This window comes from Pedobacter sp. AC212 (assembly GCF_979258625.1).
The window spans coordinates 4,825,828-4,845,343 of sequence record NZ_OZ409870.1 but is presented as its reverse complement, the minus strand read 5'-3'; the positions used below and the strand labels follow the sequence as shown (position 1 = coordinate 4,845,343).

Sequence of the window (19,516 nt, the reverse complement as noted above, 5' to 3'; positions counted from 1 at the left end):
TTAAACTATAACTTAAAAATTTTCGGCTCGGCCATTATCATTTCTACTGGAATTTTCATGGAATACCTTCCGTTTTGTTGAGCAAGCGAGAATACACTCTTCCATGACTGCCACATGTGGCTTAGGTCGACCAATTCAAAAGCTGTCAGCTTAATTAAATTGTAATTTATATTTTTCAACTTTTCGATTGCATGGTCAATTATTTCTTTTATCTCTAAGCTTAGATTTTCGGCCTCGTACATCCTTCCTGCTGTCTTATATGTCAGTTGAGTTTTTGAAATGTTGAAAAATACTGACATATCCATTTTGTCCTGAATGTCACTTTCAACATGCCCATAAGGTAGTGCATAGAAATTGTCGAAATGAGAAAGTAACCCAGCTTGATCTGAAGAAGCTGATGCGGCACATGTAAAAAAAAGCAATTTCGTTATCTTTAACTTAGATAAATCATTATTTTCCATGTTTCCACCATTTTCAAGATACCAATTTTGCAGTTGGTGTACTACATAATCAAACGCTGGAATTTTATTCATGATGGCCGAGTTTATTATTTAAAGATAAGTTCTTTAAAACCTGATATGTAAATATCTCAAATAAGTTACTAACATATTTATTAGAGATAATGTTTTGTAACGCAATTTGAAAAGGATTACAAAGGTAACAATATTTGCTATTTATTTTAGTATTTTAATGGTTCTAAAATTATACGCATATAATAATTTTTCAATGCATTTGAAAGAGTAGTTTAAGTGGCGATTTCGCTAAATTTTTATTGAAATATATGAAAATACGCAGTCATAAGAGTAGCTATAATTTATTTTGTATTTTAGACGTTGGAGCATGATCATAAGGGATTATGCAAAGTCAGAAATGGATAACGCTCAACAAACCACTTCACACAGTTCAACGCAGGTGCAACCAAGTAGTAACACTGAAACTCCGCAAAATGTAATTTCGCTAGCTCCAAAAGTTTTAACTGATCCTAAAGATTTAGAACGGGTTAAGCCCTACCTTGATTTATTAAAACTCACAATTGATGAACCAAAGATTACCAATATTGCGCTGACAGGAAGCTACGGTTCAGGGAAAAGTACGATTATCAATACCTTTGAATCCCAGCATAAGGAATATGAATACCTTCGGATTTCCCTTGCCTCATTTGGCGATGTTGCTAAGGAAGTTGCAGATTTAGAAGAAACACTTGATGAAGAAATTGTAGAAATCCCAACAGCAAATGGTTCAGTCCTCAGCCCTGTGAAAGGAAAAAAGCAAAGGACGAAAAAGAAATCTTTGAACAAAGGACACATTAAAGACAAAAAAGAAGAACTTGAGCGTTTGCTTGAGATCAGTATCCTGCAACAGATTTTCTATCATGTCAAGCCATCTGACATTCCCGATTCTCGTTTTAAAAGAATCACCAATATTACTGATCGACATATTTATTCAATTGCTGGTGCATTAATTTTATGGATCACCAGCGCACTGCTACTTTTTAAATTTGATTATATTAATCGGATTAATCCCGCAAGCTGGCATTGGAAACTCCCGTTGGATTATTCGGCATTTCCGATATTCATGGTGTTTTTTGTTGGAATTGGCCTCACAGCAAAAAGTATTATCAGGTTGCTTGGTAATTCAAAAATTAATAAGGTTACCATTAAAGGTGAACTAGAACTTGGCGACAAGCTGGACAAATCTGTTTTTAATGAGCACCTGGAAGAAATCCTATATTTTTTTGAGAGGACACCTTTTAACCTGGTCATTATTGAAGATCTTGACCGATTTGAAAGTACAGATATCTTTTCCAAACTTCGTGAGCTAAATACGCTTTTAAACAATTCGCTTTCCATCAAGTCCCGCAAAAATCATAAGGAAATTGTGTTTCTATATGCGATAAGGGATGAAATATTTGAGGATAAGAATGAAAGAGTTAAGTTCTTTGAGTATATCATTCCAGTAATTCCTTTCATTAACCCTTCAAATGCAGGCGAACAACTGGCGAAATTGATTTCAGGTGCCGGTCTTGAAAATGTGCTATCAAAAGAGTTTACCGAAGATGTAGTAACCTTCATCGATGATATAGATATGCGGCTTTTGATTAATATTTTTCATGAATACCAGCTTTATCGGACAAGCCTTTCGCAGGTTCTTTTACAGGATAAACTTTTCGCTATGATCGCTTACAAAAATATTTGCCCAGAGGATTTTGGAAAACTACATAGCAGAAAAGGTAAATTGTACAAATTCATCGCAAATAAAGCGGGATATATCGAAGAACTCATAAAAAATCTCGATGAACAGATTGTGGCTAAGGTAGGAGAGGTAAAAGTACTTGAAGAGTTAAAGTTTAAGGACTTAAATGAGCTAATCGGAGTGTACGTAAATGCCTTACAAGTCAAATTTCCAGATGCTGCAAGTGTTAAAGCTGGAGGTAAAAAAACATTTGCCCAACTCGTAGCTCCAGCCGCATTTGAAGAACTATCCAAGCTTAACTCATTTACTTATTATTATTTCAACCACTATTCCGGCAGTACATATCATGAACACACTAAAGACGAAAGATTTTCATTTGCCGAATTAGAACGTTTAGTTGACAAGAATAAAAGCTTTAAACAGCGAAAGCAGTTAATAGACCAAAAAAATGGTGGTGCCATCGAACAGCTCAAAAAGGAGATTGATGAATTAAGGAGCGAAAAAAATACAATTGCAAACTGGAGTATCAGTGAAATATTTGAGCGTATAGAAATTGACCCATACCTGAAACCATTTGGCGAAAATCAGTTAATTAGAAATTTGTTGATCAACGGCTATATCGACGAACATTATGATGATTACATTTCGCTTTTTCATGAAGTAAATATGACTGCGGAGGATTCAGTTTTTGAGCGAAAAATCAAAAGTGGTTCAGCGCTACCGGTTGAACATCAGCTTACACATGCTGATTATGTAGTTAAAAAACTTGATGTTAAATATTTTAAAAGAGAAGTGATTCTCAATCTTGATTTGGTTGTCTACCTGCTAAATGCAGGAGACCAGGTTTTAGCAAAATGTCAGGCTATTCTCCAACTCCTAAGTGAGGGGCGAACCCAAACCAATTCTTTTATTGATGAATTTGTGCAAAAGCGACCTGAGCATGCGGGTTTATTTATCAAGCAACTAGCCAAAGCCTGGCTGGGTTTTTGGATTTTTTTAGAAACCAAGAGTAATTATCCTGCTGGCAAAATGGATAAATATTTGAAATTTTTAACCATTGATGCAGGGTTGGATATTGTTGCAGCACTAAAGGGAGATATGGCAAAATATATTGCAAAAAGATCAAATTTTCTCTCACTTTTTATTGGGGATGCTGAGGTAAATCCAGCAAAGGGTTTGCTTGAAAAACTTAATGTAAAATTTATAGCCATTGATCCTCCTAACCAAAATAGTCAGACATTGTTTGATTTTGTTTACGAGCATGATCTTTATGAATTAAATGAGGTCAATATCGTTCAAATGCTTAAAGAAAAGGGACATTCAGAAATAGGATTGGAATCAAATGCTAATTACACTTCAATAATGGTTTCTATGGCAGAAAATCTTCACGATTATATTACTGCAAATGTAAATGAATATGTGCAGAACGTATTGCTTAAACTTTCTCAAAATAAAGAGGAAGAAGAACAAATGGTTGCACTTTTGAATGATGAAAACCTAATTTTCGACTTAAAATCAGAGGTCATACAAAGAGGATTTGTTGAGATTAGTGATTTGGCGGCTATTGATGAACTCGAGATCAGGAAGGAAGTTATGGACTATAGTGAGGTTTTCCCTTCTTGGGAAAATGTATTTACCTACTATGATCAGCTCCCGGATGCCGAGGAGGGTCAAATGAAAGAATTAGATGAAACGCTTCTGATGTTTTTGGATGCAGAAGAGAATTATCAAGAATTGTCGAAAACAAAAATGTTAGATGCACCTTCCCGATCACAGGAGTTTGTTAAAACCTTCATAGAAACGCTACTTGCTATCAATGAGCTTGATATTGAGGCTTACAAGGCATTGTTTAAAGCACAGAGGCTAGCTATCACTAAACTGGTAACTACAGGGATGACCAGAGATAAGATCGAGTGGTTGGTAAAGAGTGGCGCAGTATTAATGACCCAAATAAACTACGATAGATTAAAGAAGGATTTTCCGGACCTGCACATTACTCTTTTAGAAGTTAGACAGGTTTCTTATAAAACATTTGGTACCTCTTATGATGTGGACGAACAGGATATCGTTAAGCTTTTAAAATCAACCACCTTTACAGTAGAAAACAAACTTGTGCTCTATAATTTATTGGATGAGGATACCATTGTGTCGAACAGAGAGATTTCTAATCTTTCCTGCAATTTAATTTGTGATATGGGAAATGTACCAGTAACTTTTGCTGTGATGGAAAGTATGTTTAAGTCTTCATCTTCAGCAGAGAACCGCATCAAGCTTCTCAACGAAAGATCAGATACACTTTCTAACGATCAGGTAGTTGCACTGATAACAGAACTCAAAGGCGATTACCCCGAATTATTTCACAAAAGGCACAAGCCAAAATTTCAACGCACGCCATATCATGATTGGCTTTTCAGAGTGCTGGAGAGAAGAAAGTTGATACATAGATTTGAAGTTGATAAGAAAGATGAGTGTCTTTTTAGGGTTTTTGCCAATCATAATTAGAATCCCGTGCTGATGATTTTTGACCGTAGTTTGGTGAAGTATGGTGTTTTTACATCCGATTAACGAACCGAGTTATTCTTCGCCACTTTTGGTGAAATTTGTAGCGTAATGGATTGTTTTTCATTCAGGTTAGGGATTTTTTGAGACAAAATAAGATTAAAAATATATTAAAGAATTAAAATTATTAACCTATCTGCAAATAATGCATATTAATTAATTCTGATAGGTAATTACAACAAGTTTTTCAAGTTATGTTATAAAAAATAACATAAACATCATACAATCAATGCCAATAGTTATTGAGAATAGCTGATTCGCGACTCTAGTTTTTTATTTACCTGTTCGTCAAGTTCTAGGAGAAGTTCTCCACTCAAATTTCTGAATTTTTTTCCTTCCTTATACTTCTCAATAAGGTTTTTAAGGTCGAGCAAGAAGCGGCGATCTTTTTCCGTGTCATTTCCCCTGTTCCAATGATAGATAATTGTAAACAGCGTAATTATTTTGTTTTTCTTAGCATTTTCTACTTTTAAAAATGTTTTTAGAAATAGGCTTGGCCTTAATCCAGAGAGTGTGACCTGATAATGTGCTGTGTCAATCTCAGAAAGCATTTTAGCATGTAAACTATCGTAGTTGTTTAAAAACTCATCTTCAAGCTGTTTATCTTTATTGATCTCTCCAGTTTCTCCAAGCTTCTTATTTGCACTTTTAATAAAATCAGATATTTTTTTTAGTGATAAATAATTTGGTGTAACTGCTGAAAGGCCTAAATATTTATCGATCATTGGGGAATATTTTTGGCGTGGGAGACTTTTCTTCATCCCTTTGATTAGATCTTCAGCAAGTTTTTCCGGTTTTAAATTCAGAACGTTTTCGTGTCTCATTACATGATAGGCCACTGTGAGGTAATCTTGCAATAGAAATTCCCCTTGTTTTGCATAAGATAATAACTGTCTATTAAGAGAAATGAAGTCCTTATCTGAAAGATTCTTATAATTAGCTGCTGCCAGCTGATTAAATACTTTATAGGCAGGAGGGGTTTTTTCATCCACCATATTGTAGTTCGTTTGGACTTCTTTTTTGAAAGTGGTGCCATTGAATATATTGCCACCTGTCAGGTAATCAAATATACTTTCATAATAATCATAGTCTTCATTTGGAAAATACTTATTTATTGTTTCCTCCCCATATTCAACAATCCTGTCCTTTTTTATCTCATCATACATTCTGTTGATCTGATACTCAATACCTTTTTCAAGCCCCTGTTTCTTGTGATATTCAATGCGACCTTTTTAAATTCAACGCAGATCATCAGACTAAACCTCAATGTACTATAAAGTAATTTTTCCTGGTAATCTTTCCATTCTCCATTTTTAAGCTCTGATTTGATGAACTGAAAAATAGGTGCATAATAGGATAAAGATAATTTAGCGTACGGTAATTAACGTCTTTTTTCATTTTCATATTTTAACAGGTTTTCGATAGTTTTGCAGTGTTCTTGGAGGAAGCTTTTATAATGGGAGGTTGTATTCTGCAGATTTTCAATTATGTTGGCAAATGTGGGCGAAAAAGTTTGCCTGAAAATGAAGGGTGTTGCCAATAGTTTTTTCCTTTATTTCGCCAAAAAGGTCTGGAGGAAGCTTTCCCTCATTTGCTACGATAATAACTTTGGTATTACTTTGCTCAACCAAGGAATTAATAAAACCAAGCACCGAGTTGTCTTTGAGCATTTCTGCATCAATTCGCTCAAGATCATCAAAACAAATAAGCAGTTTTTCTAATGCCAGAAAATTAAATCGTTGAGTTTTTAGCTCGTTTTTGGCTTCATCGGCACCATCTGCAAGATGGCTAAGCAATTCTCCGCCCCAGAGTTTTGTAATATCTGCTGCCTTCATAAGCAGCTTTACAATTGGAAATCCAGCTTTCAAGTATTTATTCTCAATTAATGGATACACCGAAACGAAAATTTTATCTTTTAGCTCTTCCATAGAGCTTATGCCAAACAGCGATAGATAATTACGGGCTTGTAGTTTCACTTTGAATACTTTGCTAAAGACTGGGTTTTTTAGGAAATATGTTTTTCCTGCTCCCCAGCTTGCAGTAAGCATTAATGCATAGTTTGTTTGCTTATACAAATAATCAATAATCAGATCCTGAGTTATATCTGGGTTTTCTATTTTCTCTTTCATTTAATTTTTTACCAGTCTATGTTTGCGGAAGATTCAATTTGATACGATGTATAATCAAGAAAATTCCCGAAAGCTTTCTCCGAACTCATCGCATCCATGTATTTTTCATGGAACTCTTGTCAAAAGCCACTATAAAACCAGTTTTGATATATTGTATCCCATATTTAGTTTCCTTATTTTTTGCTATGAAGTCATCAAAGCAGTCCAGAACATTGCAGATCTGTTTAATTTATCACCTGGCAATTTAAATCCATAACTTAAATTACCCCTGTTTTTTGATAGTGACATAGGAATTGCACCTGAGATTTTCCATATGCACATTAAAGGAATTCCCATTCTTATGAAAATGACCATGTGAAATGGGGTTTCGATATTCTTCTTTGATGTCTATAAGGGCATTTAGTTGGTGAGCTACTGTTTTTGGGTCAGATTTCTGAAAATACATACTGGTACTTCCCTTTCCAATTCATTCCAATAAATTGTTCCAGATTATTGTTTTCGGGAAACCCATGATTCAAAAAAGGAATGATTAGGACTAGGGAATGCTCTAGTAGGCTGAAAAAAGCATCTAGCATGGCCACAGTATAGTAAAGATGCTTCTGGTGGCGTTAACAAATTCTGCATGATTAACATTTCGTAATCTCTTAACGCGTCGCCTGTAGGAGTAGGGAAGTTCATTTTCTTGTATATTGCTGCGGCTCTTCCTTCTAAAGAAATCATACCGCTCTTTTATAGGTCTATACTCATTGGAGAGTGATATTCTTCCATCAATAACCTTTTGCTTTATCTCCTCCTGAAATAATTGCTCTGCAAATGGAATTGCGTTATCAATGTTTTTGATAGCTTCCTTTGCTAATTTAGTTGAAGTTTGCCTCCCTTTTGAAATGATGTAAACTGAAAGCCGAATTTGCGGTGTGAAAGCATAAACGGAATTCCTTCGTATAAAACAGGGATTTCCCAAAGTGTTTTTTCCCATCTTCCCAGAAATTTGAAATTAAGCAATTTTGCAAATATTATAAAGACGATATATGGTGATCTTTTTAGCTTTATGGATTCTATCGGAAAATCTTTGATGTAAACCGTTTTAATTCCACGTTTGAGTTCAACCTCATGATATTTTGGAGTAGGATTGGGCAAAAAATCCTTTGTAAATAGATCGAAGTATTTTTGCTGAGTAGCGAATTTTTTGTCCATTTATGCCCCTATCTAGTACATTATTGATATAATTATTTATGCACAAAATAACATATTTTTTTCAATGACGCGCCTTTAGGATCACCCCCTCTGGCAATTATATTAGCTGTCAATTTATCCTAAACTATATGCGTCACCTTTTCGATAAAATATGCATTGAAGAATGGTCAAAATCTACGTTTCGCCCGACGTCATTTTTAAGAAAATTTCGATATAGGGATCCTTTTTGTCTTTTTCGGTGTTATGCTATACTGCCAATATGGGAACCGGAGCTCACCAAAAACTTCAGTTAAAAATGCCAAATTTCTTATGCTTCCGCCTAAGTGCACCATTGCAGCTCGGTTAAGCGCAGTTCCATCTCTCTGCGCTTGCCAGAACTCAAGGAAAAAATTTTCCGAACTCGATCTCCCAACAGGCAAATTGAATGGCCCATCATAAATATCGTCGTCATCACTGAGTGTGCAGAATTCTTCAAATTTGATAATTGGACTCTTAAAATTATATGCGAAAAGCTTTTTCAAAAGCGGCAAAACTGTAAAATGGCCATATTTTTCACGCACTTGAAGAATGATTGCGTAAATAAGGTCTGTAATTAAAGTCAACGATTTTAATGTATAATCTCTGTTAACAATTAATTTTTTACCAGGCTCAATACTTCTTTTGACGGCTGCAGTCTTTCTTATGTATAGCTCGTTAACGACCAGGTTGTTATGTAGTAACAGGTTTCTGGTTTCCTTAATTTCAATTAGTTCATCGTAAAAATTCGCGGCAATTTCAAATCTTTGGGGTCAATTGCAAAAAGTTTGGTGAAGAGTTTTAAAAAATTATCCAAACTACTATAAGCCAGTCGGTTTACACTAGCCTCAATAATCTGGTTTATCACTTCTCCTTTTAGCAATCGTTCCTGGCCAACCGCGAGTCCTTGGGCCTTTTCGTCACTATACACACCCTTCAGCAAGGACAACTTTTGCGGATAAAATTGAAGAATCTTGATCATCAGATCGTTTAACATCGTTTCAAACTGAGCACATCCCGAGTACAAATAATCCCTTACAAGAAAACTCATCATCAGGTTGGCTTTCTAGACTATCAGTAATCTTACGAAACTGGTTATAAGCAAGGACAGCGGGTCTTTCCATTTCGAAAATAGTGATTAGTGGCGGGATGGAGAGATCCAGATAACGTAGATAGATAGCCCCAAGGTTGAGGTCTTTAGCACTGTTGTAAAGACATTCTGGATAATCTGTAAGTAGGTCTTTCATCATCTATTGCTTTGGAGATGACTATTTAAAATAATCGATCATCTCCGAATAATTTGGTTGGGTTGGAGTGCGTGTACCTTCGAATTTATTATCACCTAAAGCAGCCAATGCCTCGGCCAACGGACAGTTCTTTCGTCAAATCGCCAATGACAATATTTTCGATTTCAACTACAGCAACATCGGTCAAGGTTCGCTTCCCATAAACATCGAACTTTATTGCTTCACCTCCTGTCGAGTCAACAGCATAAATTCTGTAAATGTCCTCTGGCTCTCCGACACTAATCACTCTGTCACAGGAAAAATTTGCTTTCAAAAAATCCCACCGTTCGGCCCTCATCGGTGCATATTTTGTATCCAGATCATTAAATTCTGATTTCGACATCCTTTTGTGATTGGTAAGCCTCCATGAATTCTTTAAAGATTGCTGCATTTCCTTTCTTGTGCAGCATAAACTGTAAATAGGAAATAATCCTTTCTTCCCCCTGATCATACGGAAAGTTTTTATCACCCATTACATCATCGGCAAGTGTACCTAATGCAGAATCTTCAGAAGCAAGGGATTTTATGAATTCCAATAAAGTCATATGTAAAAATAAATAGTTTAAAAGCATGAAGAATTTCCTCAAAGGGGAATCATCGTATCATCAAGTGAATATACATTATTAACAATACATTAGTCCCTAAAGAAATCAGTAATTTTATACTTTAACGCTTTAAAATGACACAGAAAACAATTCTAAGATCAACTACAGTAGACAAACACGGCGATTACATCGGGTTAGAGCAACTTCAAGATTATGTAAATGTAGTAAACGGCAACCTAAAACTTCGCTATCTGGCTAATCATCGTCGTGACTTGCCGCCATTGGGTTATTTAGATAATGCCGAAGTTAAGCAAGCAGGACAGATTCATCATGCATTGGCTGAGCCCATCGTTTTCGCAAATAGAAAAATGGTTGAGTGGGATGACGAATTGGTCGTAGAGGATTCAGGAATACCGCTTATGCTGGTCGGCCGAAACAAAGAAATCACTCAAATCTGCATTACAGTTGATAAGAACAATTTCAAATCGTTTGAATCATTTGAAAGAGCCGGAAAATCATTAATGGATTTGTTTGATGGAGAAGCCAGCCTTGATACTTCAATGCGGAAAAGCTTACTTCCTGACCCGCAACTTGTTATTACACTCGCTGGATATTATATGTTATTCAAACCACTTGTAAAGCCACTAATGTCTAAGCTTGGCGAGAAGATCGCGGAAGGAATTGGTGAAGATATCTATGGTTTATCAAAGAAGTTACTCGTGAAAGTTGCTGACGCAATACAAATCACTAGGAATAGTATGATTCCAAAAAATAAGGTATTATTGACTATCTTTGAGATACCTGGAGAGCCATATATAGAATTGCAAATCAAATCCGACAGCTCGAGCACGGTTATTAATTCAATTACAGACAAGAAGCTGGTTAAAATTTACCAGAAAGTGCAGGATTTAAAAAAGTAAAATTGATATTTCAGAGATTTACTTTATCTACAATACTAAAGGGAAATGGGAGTTTACCTACCTAATCAGCAAAACGGGGCAAGTTATCGGAACCAAATCTTGCTTCGCTAAAAGAGATAAGTTGGTAAACCGAATAAACCTTAGTCCTACAAAAGCGTTCAGCGTTGGGGCAACTGGTGTTAAATATGCAAAAAAACAACCCCAAAATCAGAATAAATAGCTTTTCATGCTTTTCAATTTATCGCAATATTATTGAATGGCTCATTGCAGGAAAAATACATTTCCTGTTAGTAACTATAGAAAACTACGACAGTTATAACAAATCTCTGGTGCTAATAGGTGCCTCTAGCATTCATAAGAAGAATAGAATTCTATTTTATCGACTTGGGCCCTTTACATATGTGTGAGTTTGGAATGCAATTCAGGATCATCTTTAAATTAGAAAGGTAGATCATCAAGTTCTTCCACGACAGAATTTCCAGTATTTCCTATTCCGATTTACGGAATCCTCTATTTTGTCGACCAAGTCTTGAGGTAAATTAAGCATGTATTTAGCCAAATCATTCTTTAAACTAACCTCTTTGGGATTGTCATAACTTGTAACTGCTGAAACCTCCGTTAGGCCTCTAATATCAAATTTTCTAATCACAGTTTCGTAGTCCCTGGAAAGCATGTGATTTAGTTCAACAACATCTTCCCAATCGTTAATAGTGCTTATTTCATGTTGCATCTGCCACCCGACACCTAATTTGAATTTAGCTCTGGAAATGATGTAGTTGAGCATTAATAACTCTGCGTCCGAAGCTTTGTCGGCTAAAATGTCTTTTAGAAATTTTTCTGATTGCTTGGAAAGTCCATATGTTCCAGAAATAATTGGTATGTCGTCTATTTTACGTTTCAACTCAACGCCCTCGCGTAAAGATCGTTCTATTTCTGTCACCTCAGATTTAGTTCTTTCGCTACTTGGTGCTTTTTCTGCCTTCACTGGCTCTAATTCCCCAGCTAACGCATCTATTTCACTAAGGAATTTTTTAATGCGTTGTGCCAAGATCACATAGTTCGTAGTGATTGAAAAATATTTTTCCAACATTTGGCAAAATTGAGTCAAGCGATCTTCGTCATTTATAAAAAAACCTATTTCCCGCGGATCAATAGCTCCGCTTTGAAAGGATTTATCTGACAAATCAAAGCCAGGTAGAAAAATGGCAGCATGTTCATTCTCAACAATCCAACTCGCACCCATTTCATTTAAGCAAGCGATACTTTTATAGTAGTCGGGTGACAATAAGTAGACTACAAAACTTTCTTCACTAATTTGTGTTTTTAGCCAATTAAAAATGTTATTTCCAATAGGAATACCATAAGCAGGATTACTGGTGAAAACGATCTGTTCATCCTTAATACCTATACCGAGGAGCAATTCTACAAGAGCAGATCCATATTTTTTATTGGAACTTGCATGGGAAATAAAAATTTTCATTTGATTCTTTCTCGTTGTTACTGGTGGTTTGGTTCTATTTAATAATTCATTTTCATAACAAGTTTTGGCAAACCATGAATAACCAGATTTAGTTAATTTATAAACTGCACCACTTTTTACGGGGTCATAACCTTTATTGTCGAATTTTATTTGATTTTCTCCTTCTAGAAATAAAATTGATCTTTTAACATCCTCCAGTGAAAGCCCATTTTCATTTGCAATATCTACTATACCCCTCATTTCATTTTTTTGATAGGCATGATAATATGCTCTATAAACAATATCAACTATTACAATTTCTTGAGCATCCATTTTATTTATACAAATTATCTAATTTTTTGGATTAGGTTTTAATTTTTGTTTTGCAAACAATCGTTCAAAGGCTGGCAGTGGCATCTTTGTTTTATATATTTCTTCTTGGTAATTCTAACAATAAGTATGAGATTTATTTGAGGAATATTTTGTGAAACGTATTTTTAATCAACTCATAAAGAAGTACCGCATTATCCTTGGACACACCAAGTTGGACCACTATGCTGATGATAGTACCGATCAATAAATTTTGCCAATCAAATTTATTAAGCTGGGCGGTTAATTCCAACAGATGATCGAGCTGATTTTTTATAGCAATAGTTTGTTCTTGCAATAACGGAATTCGATCTAAAGATGTTTTTATAGTTTGAATTTGAGAAGATATTAACAAATATTCATCGTGAGTGAAATGCAAATTTTGATCGACTGTACCACCTATTAGATACTGTGCTTCATCAAACGCGCGTCCCCATTTATCTGGAGACGAAACTTCTCTTTTTAGGTATTTTAGCCATTTTTTAAAATATTCTTTTACATCTTTCCAAACGATAGAAGAGGATGCATCTTTATAAAGTATTTCGCCGGGTGAAAAATTAACTATTAAAGAGTTCGCATATCCACTATTCTCAAATATTTTAAAATAAAAAGCTGTTCCTGTAAGCCGAAATTCAGTACCTGTTGCTGACTTATCAAACTGGGTTGGGGAAAAATATCCCGTATCTACGATTAAAGTATATAGTTCATTAAGTTGAGAGCGTAATAATTCCATTTAATTAGTTTTTTTGCAATATCCGAATTTAAATGTTACATCAAACAGGTATTGCTCATTTTTCTATTTAGATGGTTTTCGCTATTGCTAGTAAACCATCTCCAAGAACATAGTGGTATTCATAGATAGACTGCAGTATGTTAATCTTCGTTTGAATCTTTCCAATCGAAACGGATAAAAAGGCCGTGAATTTCGGGCGCTCCTTTCTCTGCGAGCGCATAATGTTCTGGCTGTGCCAGAACACCCTCCGGGACTTATAGCTCTCCGTTTTCTCTGCACCCGTTTTTCCGGACTTTCTTTTTTTCCGTTTTTTCTTTTGAAAAGATTTTTTGGAAAAAGGGAAAGGAAACAAAAACAAAGTAAAACTTAAAATTTTTTGATCATGGAAATTACAGGAAGATTAACAGGAGATGCAACGGTAAAGACGTTGAACGGAGAACGGAAAGTGGTCAACTTTTCAATTGCAATTAATGACAGCTACCGCAGTGGTGGCGAACAAAAGAAGATTACTACATTTTTTGACTGTTCATACTGGTTGAACACAGGTATTGCAGAATACCTAAAAAAAGGAGGTTGGGTTCAGATTTATGGCAGAGTGGGCGTAAATGCCTATATCAATGGGGGCGGTGAGGCAAAAGCTTCGCTTACCTTTCATACTACCGAGGTAAAACTGTTAGGGGCTGTTGTCACAGTTAGCAGTAACAGCAGTAGAAATAAAGGCGCTACCGTTAGCAGTAGAAATCCTAACGGTTCAGCAGGAGAAAATGTAAAAGGGGTGGGTGTCCAAATTGTGCCTACGGACACATTCGACGGGCTAGAGGGTGACCTGCCTTTTTAAGCCTTTTAGCTTTAATACTACAGTTACAGACAATTTATTCATCATTAATTATTTAAGAATTTTTTATCATGGCACATAACCTTAATTATAACAGCAGAACAGATAAATACAGTTTTTTTTCGGTAAAGGAAAAAGCTTGGCACGGGTTGGGTATAATAGTGGAATCTTATCCCACTTCAGCGGAAGCGCTAAAATTTGCGGGTTTGGACTATAACGTAGAGAAACGTCCGCTATTTACTGTTGATTCCCGTAACCTCGTTACTTTTCAGAGCAAAGATGCAGGGGGGCTGAATGATGCCTTTATGCCCGATATATTAGTGCCGAATTTTTATTCTACAGTACGGACAGATACAGAGGAAGTCCTCGGAGTGGTGGGCAGGGATTATAAAGTAGTTCAGAATACAGAGGCATTTTCTTTCTTCGATAGCATTGTTGGGGGAGGCGAGGGTATCCTTTATGAAACCGCAGGGGCTTTGGGAAAAGGTGAGCGAATTTTTATCACCGCCAAACTGCCCTCCTATATCAAAGTGGGCAAAGATGATCTTATTGAACAATATTTATTTCTCACCACCTCTCACGATGGGTTTGGAAGCATTACAGCTGCCTTTACCCCTGTAAGAATTGTATGCAATAACACGCTTAATGCTGCCATAAAAAACTCAAGCAGTTCAATCCGAATCCGTCATTCTTCGGGTGCAAACGACCGTTTAAAACAGGCACACACGCTTATGGGTATTTCGGGCAGAATAGGTGATGAAATGGAGCAGATTTTCAACCATTGGGCAAAGGTGCGTATCACCGATGCAGACCTTAAAAAACTGGTACAGGTTGCAATGGCTCCAAATAGAGAGGTGTTGGACAAACTGCAAAGGGGATTACTGGATGAAGCTTCGAGTGTTTATAAAAATATTGTGGATGACGTTTACAGCTATGCGATGAGCGCACCATCACAGCTGATCGATACCGCCAAAGGCACCCTTTTCGGGGCATATAATGCCGTGACGGGCTATTATCAGAATGCCCGAAAATTCAAGGACAGCGAGGCGAAATTTAAATCCATCATTGAGGGAACAGCAAAGCAGAGGGGACAGTCAGCCTTTGACCTTTGCCTTGACCTTGGGAAAAACGGCAATGTAGACTTTCAGTTAAATTAAATCATCGGGAGCGGTTCTTCCGCTCCCATAAAAAACACTTATCATGAGCATATTGACAGAAAAAACAGAACGAAGGGTGCTTGCGGAAATCGCACAGACTTTAAAGCATTTTGAAAATCTTACCCTTATGGGTATTTCAGCAGGGGATGCAGTACGTATCCGTCATGCAGAAAATATTATCAGGGATGTAATCGCGCAGAACGGTTACCATACTATTTCACGGAGCAGGGGCATAGCCCTGCGTAAAGACAAGGGGGGCAGGTCATGAGGACTAATTTTTTTCAGGCCATACAACGCCTGCATAGTACAGGAGTATGGATATTCAACGTAAGCTTTTCAACAGAAAACGAAGTGGTGGTTTCGGTTGTGGTAAAAGATGGGGGAAATAGAGACGATAAAAACACACTCCCGCCGATGGTCTACAGGGGAACTCCACAGGAGATTGATGAGGGGATTTTCGATGCCCTTGTTCACCCAATCGAAGAAACAAAGAACCTCTTCGCCAACCTTACTGCCTACAATAAAGGGCTTGAGGATGCAAAGGCCAAGATTATGGTAAAACCGAAGATCGAAAAATCTGCCGATAAAAAGGGGGCAACTGAAAGTATACACGAGTCAACCGAAGATAGGCCAAAATTTGAGGACATCCTGTCGGAAATCAACAAACTCAATGCAGGCTGTAAGTATTCGGAAGCCCTCGCCCTGCTCCCTGTTGTAGAAAGTTTTCCCGAAAAAAAGGCGGAGATCGAGAAATTGAGGAAAGAATTGGAATGGAAAAGCAAACAGCTGACCTTATTGTAAACGCATAAAAATAATGTTATGATGACAGCAACGATATTGCCAAGGGTATTTGTTCTTAAAGCTAGGGAACAGGACATCCGTTTATCCGACCCCTCGGGAGCATTCAGCCCCGAGCAGGTCATGGATTTTTACTCGGGAACTTACCCGATCTTGACAACTGCAAAAATTGAAGGCCCCGAAATAACTGGTGACGAAATGCAATATAGATTTATCACCACACTCGGCACCAAGGGATAATTATGAAAAGGAGGGTAAAATGTTTCAGAACTACACCACACTCCAAAGCTTACTACCTGCACCAACAGCTAGCAAGCTTTGCGCAGAACCTAGACCGCACGCCCGATCTATCGGATATAAAAAACAATCCGAAAAAGCCTGCACCCCCGATTTTAACGGAAATGGTTTTTTAAACCACCATTTCTTACCTGTACTTAAAAGCTACCCCCATGAACTGAAAAATTGGAGGAAATTTGAAAAGGATTTTTTTCAGTCCGCTAAAAATCTGTGTGCCTTATATGGTATTGCAATAGATTACCATAATCAAAGTCCATATCCGCAAAATATAGCATTGGCATTCGCTGAACTGAACAAAAAAATGGCCTTATTGGATGATAGCCTTTCCCTTAAGATTATATCCATCGAGGAAAGCCTTGCATGTTTAACTACAGTTAAGCAGTTTGATACAGGGATGACCCTTTTTTATCTGCCAGTTGAACCGCTCAATACTCTACTGGCAGATAAAGCCCGAAAGGAAACGGCTGAACTGCTGTTATCGGTCTGCGCATATCTTTATCAGATAGGAGGAGTTCCCTATCATGAAGAAGATAGCAGCTATCTATATTATATCTACGATAATGTAACAGAGTGGAGCAGCGAACCGGAGTATTTCGAAGAATTAGGTCAACAGGAAGTCTATCTTAATGAGATTTTGCAGAGCCGTAAAAAGGGGTTAAAGTTGTTGGAAAGGCTCAAAAATCCGGTGAATTTAAAAACCTTAAAAAAAAGGCAAGAGCAGTTCATTCCTAAAACCAGTGCAGAAATCACACTTCACCGCATTGCCCAAAGGGTATGTAAAATGATGAATGATTACCCTAACCGCTCAATAATGGACAGTATTTATGGTGATCAGTTTTGTAAGGGTAATGATGGGGAAAACATAATCATGGCCGACCAGTATATCTCCTTTATGTGGAGTAATTCTGATCATTTATACGATCAAATTATTGAATGTGTCAATGCAGAACTTAACGAGTTTGATTCTATCGATGAACCGTTAAGCGTTCAGTTTTTCGATTTGCAGCAGGATCAGCCTGTTCACGACCTTTCTTTTGAAAAGGAGTTCTTTGATCTTTTAAATGAAATATCCGATAATCTAAATGACTTTCACAATGAAAAATATAACACCACTTCTTGATCAGATTTTTATGCCTTATAAAGCGTTGCTGTTCTACTCGTCACAGGCCGAAGGCAGTCATTATGTAGAGAGTTATGATATGGACAGCTTAGGCAGACCAATAAATGCCCATCCGTTGTCAATAAAGGAGAGCAGGCAACTAGCGGAATCACTTAAAAAAAGTGATAAAGAAAAACATACTGCTTTTTTACAGCCCGAGGGGCTTATTCCCGAGAATATTCTTTACTTCAGTTCCGCAGGAGACGGTTGTGCAGTTTGGTTTACTCCAAGGTGCAGGCAGCATCTACTTTTTAAAAAGGAACTTGGCATCGGTGACGGAGAAGCCATGTTGCCGCCCCTTTTGTGGAGGGCTACCAAAAATCATTTGTGGGTTTGGGCGTTGGGCAAAGAAAACAGACCTGATTTATCTGCACCGTTATACTTCGCCCCCTTTTTCAATTGTTACATAGATGGAAGGGTATGTATGGGCAATGTGGACATCAATGTGCCAAAGGACTGTAGATTGGAGCGGTTTATGGCGGAGTGGGAAAAGTATTTTTTCGGATCGGCTTTTAGCCATCTATTAGAGCAGGTTTCACCAGTAAAAGGTAACATCGTGCAGCTATGGAAAAGGCAGGTTGGCAAAGTCACAGATTTTCCTATTTCAATACTCAAAAAAAATGGCAGAAAACTTAAAGATATCCTATCATGAATGGCATAAAAAAACGGGTACACATTGTTTACCCTTACCTCTTAAATCCTACCAATCCTATTTCAGTTAACCTGATCGGTGCAGGAGGAAGTGGCAGTCAGATGCTTACAGCCCTTGCAAGGATCAACCATGCTCTAAATGTGCTTGGGCATGCAGGGCTGAATGTTTACGTATTTGACCATGATACAGTTCAGCGAGCCAATCTCGCAAGGCAGCTTTTTACCGAAAATGAGATAGGATTGAATAAAGGAGTTGCACTCATCAACCGTGTTAACCGTTTTTTTGGGACGGATTGGAAGGCTATGCCCTACGGGTATAATATAAGCACTGCGAAAAAACGTTTGGCTAATATTACCGTTTCTTGCGTTGATACTATTGGGGCCAGGCTTGAAATAGAAGAAAGTCTCCATTCGGGGAAAGAACACCACATTGATCGTGATTCCGCTATTTATCTGCTTGATCTTGGTAATGGCAGGGATTCGGGACAGGCTGTGCTATCCACCGTTGGAGAAATTAAGCAAGCTAAATCTTTAACTTTCGAGACAGTTGGAATGCTACCTTCTATGGTAAATGAGTATAAAGTAATGTTAGAGAATGGAGAAGAACTGGATAATCAACCAAGCTGCTCTTTAGCCGAAGCCCTTGGAAAGCAGGATCTTTTTATAAATTCTGCACTCGTGAATATGGCCGCATCTCTTTTGTGGCAGATGCTAAGGGTGGGCATCATAGAACACAGAGGGTGTTTTCTCAGTTTGGGAGGTTTCAGATCACAGCCGATAGCGGTATAAACTTATTCCAAATCGCCCGGCGGCGGGCTACGCCCGCCCGTTTTTCGGCAGCTGTTTTTGCCCCCCACATTTCAAGGCTAAACAGACTGCCGTGTGAAAAAATCAGTTTACCCGTGATACACATAATAGTGACATTTGTCGGCCGTTGGTTTTTTGGATGAAATGTTTAGTTTTGGCCCTGGAATCAATTCTGAAAGATAAAACAATTAACAGTGAGGTCTTTGACCGCAAAAAAAGAAAAGTAATGGATAAATTCAAAAAAGTACAGGAAGTGATCGCTTCAGTTGAGGCTGATGTTGCAAAATTTTATGACAATGGAAATGCAGCTGCCGGTACACGGGTGCGCAAAGCAATGCAGGACTTAAAGGTTTTAGCTCAGGATATCAGAACTGAAGTAACAGAAAAGAAAAACAGCGAAAAATAAACAA

General features: G+C 37.3%; 19 protein-coding genes. 10 read left to right on the top strand and 9 right to left on the bottom strand.

The features are described from left to right. Positions 1 to 5: 5 nt before the first annotated feature. Complete coding sequence (locus tag ACZZZC_RS20780; protein ID WP_090985859.1) at positions 6 to 533, bottom strand: type II toxin-antitoxin system antitoxin SocA domain-containing protein; 528 nt, start codon at positions 531 to 533, stop codon at positions 6 to 8. A 307-nt stretch (positions 534 to 840) separates the two neighbouring features. On the opposite strand from ACZZZC_RS20780, the gene ACZZZC_RS20775 reads away from it, so the two are divergent. Further along, entirely contained in the window at positions 841 to 4,695 is a 3,855-nt protein-coding gene (locus tag ACZZZC_RS20775; RefSeq protein WP_090985857.1) for a YobI family P-loop NTPase, read from the top strand. Between the two features lie 296 nt (positions 4,696 to 4,991). Here the strand turns inward: ACZZZC_RS20775 and ACZZZC_RS20770 are convergent, their stop codons facing one another. The 6 genes from ACZZZC_RS20770 to ACZZZC_RS20745 form a co-directional block, all read right to left on the bottom strand. Next, positions 4,992 to 5,918, bottom strand: a complete 927-nt coding sequence (locus ACZZZC_RS20770; protein WP_463488079.1) for a hypothetical protein — start codon at positions 5,916 to 5,918, stop codon at positions 4,992 to 4,994. Between the two features lie 315 nt (positions 5,919 to 6,233). After that, the gene (locus ACZZZC_RS20765) at positions 6,234 to 6,881 is read right to left on the bottom strand and encodes a P-loop NTPase fold protein (protein WP_463488078.1); all 648 of its coding nucleotides are present in this window, start codon (positions 6,879 to 6,881) and stop codon (positions 6,234 to 6,236) included. Positions 6,882 to 7,733: 852 nt separating this feature from the next. Then, positions 7,734 to 8,075 carry a hypothetical protein gene (locus ACZZZC_RS20760; protein WP_463488077.1) on the bottom strand — a complete coding sequence of 114 codons (342 nt, stop codon included), beginning with the start codon at positions 8,073 to 8,075 and terminating at the stop codon, positions 7,734 to 7,736. Positions 8,076 to 8,820: 745 nt separating this feature from the next. Then, a complete protein-coding gene (locus ACZZZC_RS20755; RefSeq protein WP_463488076.1) occupies positions 8,821 to 9,144 on the bottom strand; it encodes a hypothetical protein in 324 nt (107 codons plus the stop codon). 284 nt (positions 9,145 to 9,428) lie between these two features. Next, complete coding sequence (locus tag ACZZZC_RS20750) at positions 9,429 to 9,719, bottom strand: hypothetical protein (RefSeq protein ID WP_463488075.1); 291 nt, start codon at positions 9,717 to 9,719, stop codon at positions 9,429 to 9,431. Continuing rightward, positions 9,700 to 9,912: a YozE family protein gene (locus tag ACZZZC_RS20745; protein WP_463488074.1), complete on the bottom strand. Its 213-nt coding sequence runs from the start codon at positions 9,910 to 9,912 to the stop codon at positions 9,700 to 9,702. The genes ACZZZC_RS20750 and ACZZZC_RS20745 overlap by 20 nt, the downstream gene beginning before the upstream one ends. A 143-nt stretch (positions 9,913 to 10,055) precedes the next feature. Between ACZZZC_RS20745 and ACZZZC_RS20740 the strand changes: the two genes are divergently transcribed. Then, positions 10,056 to 10,841 carry a hypothetical protein gene (locus tag ACZZZC_RS20740; protein ID WP_463488073.1) on the top strand — a complete coding sequence of 262 codons (786 nt, stop codon included), beginning with the start codon at positions 10,056 to 10,058 and terminating at the stop codon, positions 10,839 to 10,841. Positions 10,842 to 11,295: 454 nt separating this feature from the next. On the opposite strand, the gene ACZZZC_RS20735 is transcribed toward ACZZZC_RS20740, so the two are convergent. After that, entirely contained in the window at positions 11,296 to 12,633 is a 1,338-nt protein-coding gene (locus ACZZZC_RS20735; protein ID WP_463488072.1) for a toll/interleukin-1 receptor domain-containing protein, read from the bottom strand. 133 nt (positions 12,634 to 12,766) lie between these two features. Then, a complete protein-coding gene (locus ACZZZC_RS20730; RefSeq protein WP_090985841.1) occupies positions 12,767 to 13,402 on the bottom strand; it encodes a hypothetical protein in 636 nt (211 codons plus the stop codon). A gap of 382 nt (positions 13,403 to 13,784) precedes the next feature. Here ACZZZC_RS20730 and ACZZZC_RS20725 point away from each other — a divergent pair, with 382 nt between their 5' ends. From ACZZZC_RS20725 to ACZZZC_RS20690, 8 genes are all read left to right on the top strand, one after another. Beyond that, complete coding sequence (locus tag ACZZZC_RS20725; protein ID WP_090985837.1) at positions 13,785 to 14,240, top strand: single-stranded DNA-binding protein; 456 nt, start codon at positions 13,785 to 13,787, stop codon at positions 14,238 to 14,240. 68 nt (positions 14,241 to 14,308) lie between these two features. After that, positions 14,309 to 15,394 (top strand): DUF932 domain-containing protein, encoded by a 1,086-nt coding sequence (locus ACZZZC_RS20720; RefSeq protein WP_090985835.1) that lies wholly within the window; start codon positions 14,309 to 14,311, stop codon positions 15,392 to 15,394. 264 nt (positions 15,395 to 15,658) lie between these two features. Further along, positions 15,659 to 16,195, top strand: a complete 537-nt coding sequence (locus ACZZZC_RS20715; RefSeq protein ID WP_090985831.1) for a PRTRC system protein E — start codon at positions 15,659 to 15,661, stop codon at positions 16,193 to 16,195. 18 nt (positions 16,196 to 16,213) lie between these two features. Next, positions 16,214 to 16,432: a PRTRC system protein C gene (locus tag ACZZZC_RS20710; protein ID WP_090985829.1), complete on the top strand. Its 219-nt coding sequence runs from the start codon at positions 16,214 to 16,216 to the stop codon at positions 16,430 to 16,432. A gap of 19 nt (positions 16,433 to 16,451) precedes the next feature. Next, a complete protein-coding gene (locus ACZZZC_RS20705) occupies positions 16,452 to 17,609 on the top strand; it encodes a hypothetical protein (RefSeq protein ID WP_316845004.1) in 1,158 nt (385 codons plus the stop codon). After that, positions 17,584 to 18,300 carry a hypothetical protein gene (locus ACZZZC_RS20700; RefSeq protein ID WP_090985825.1) on the top strand — a complete coding sequence of 239 codons (717 nt, stop codon included), beginning with the start codon at positions 17,584 to 17,586 and terminating at the stop codon, positions 18,298 to 18,300. Before ACZZZC_RS20705 ends, ACZZZC_RS20700 begins: the two co-directional genes overlap by 26 nt. After that, positions 18,297 to 19,088: a PRTRC system ThiF family protein gene (locus ACZZZC_RS20695; RefSeq protein WP_090985823.1), complete on the top strand. Its 792-nt coding sequence runs from the start codon at positions 18,297 to 18,299 to the stop codon at positions 19,086 to 19,088. Before ACZZZC_RS20700 ends, ACZZZC_RS20695 begins: the two co-directional genes overlap by 4 nt. Positions 19,089 to 19,332: 244 nt before the next feature. Next, a complete protein-coding gene (locus tag ACZZZC_RS20690) occupies positions 19,333 to 19,512 on the top strand; it encodes a histone H1 (protein ID WP_090985931.1) in 180 nt (59 codons plus the stop codon). Positions 19,513 to 19,516 lie beyond the last annotated feature (4 nt).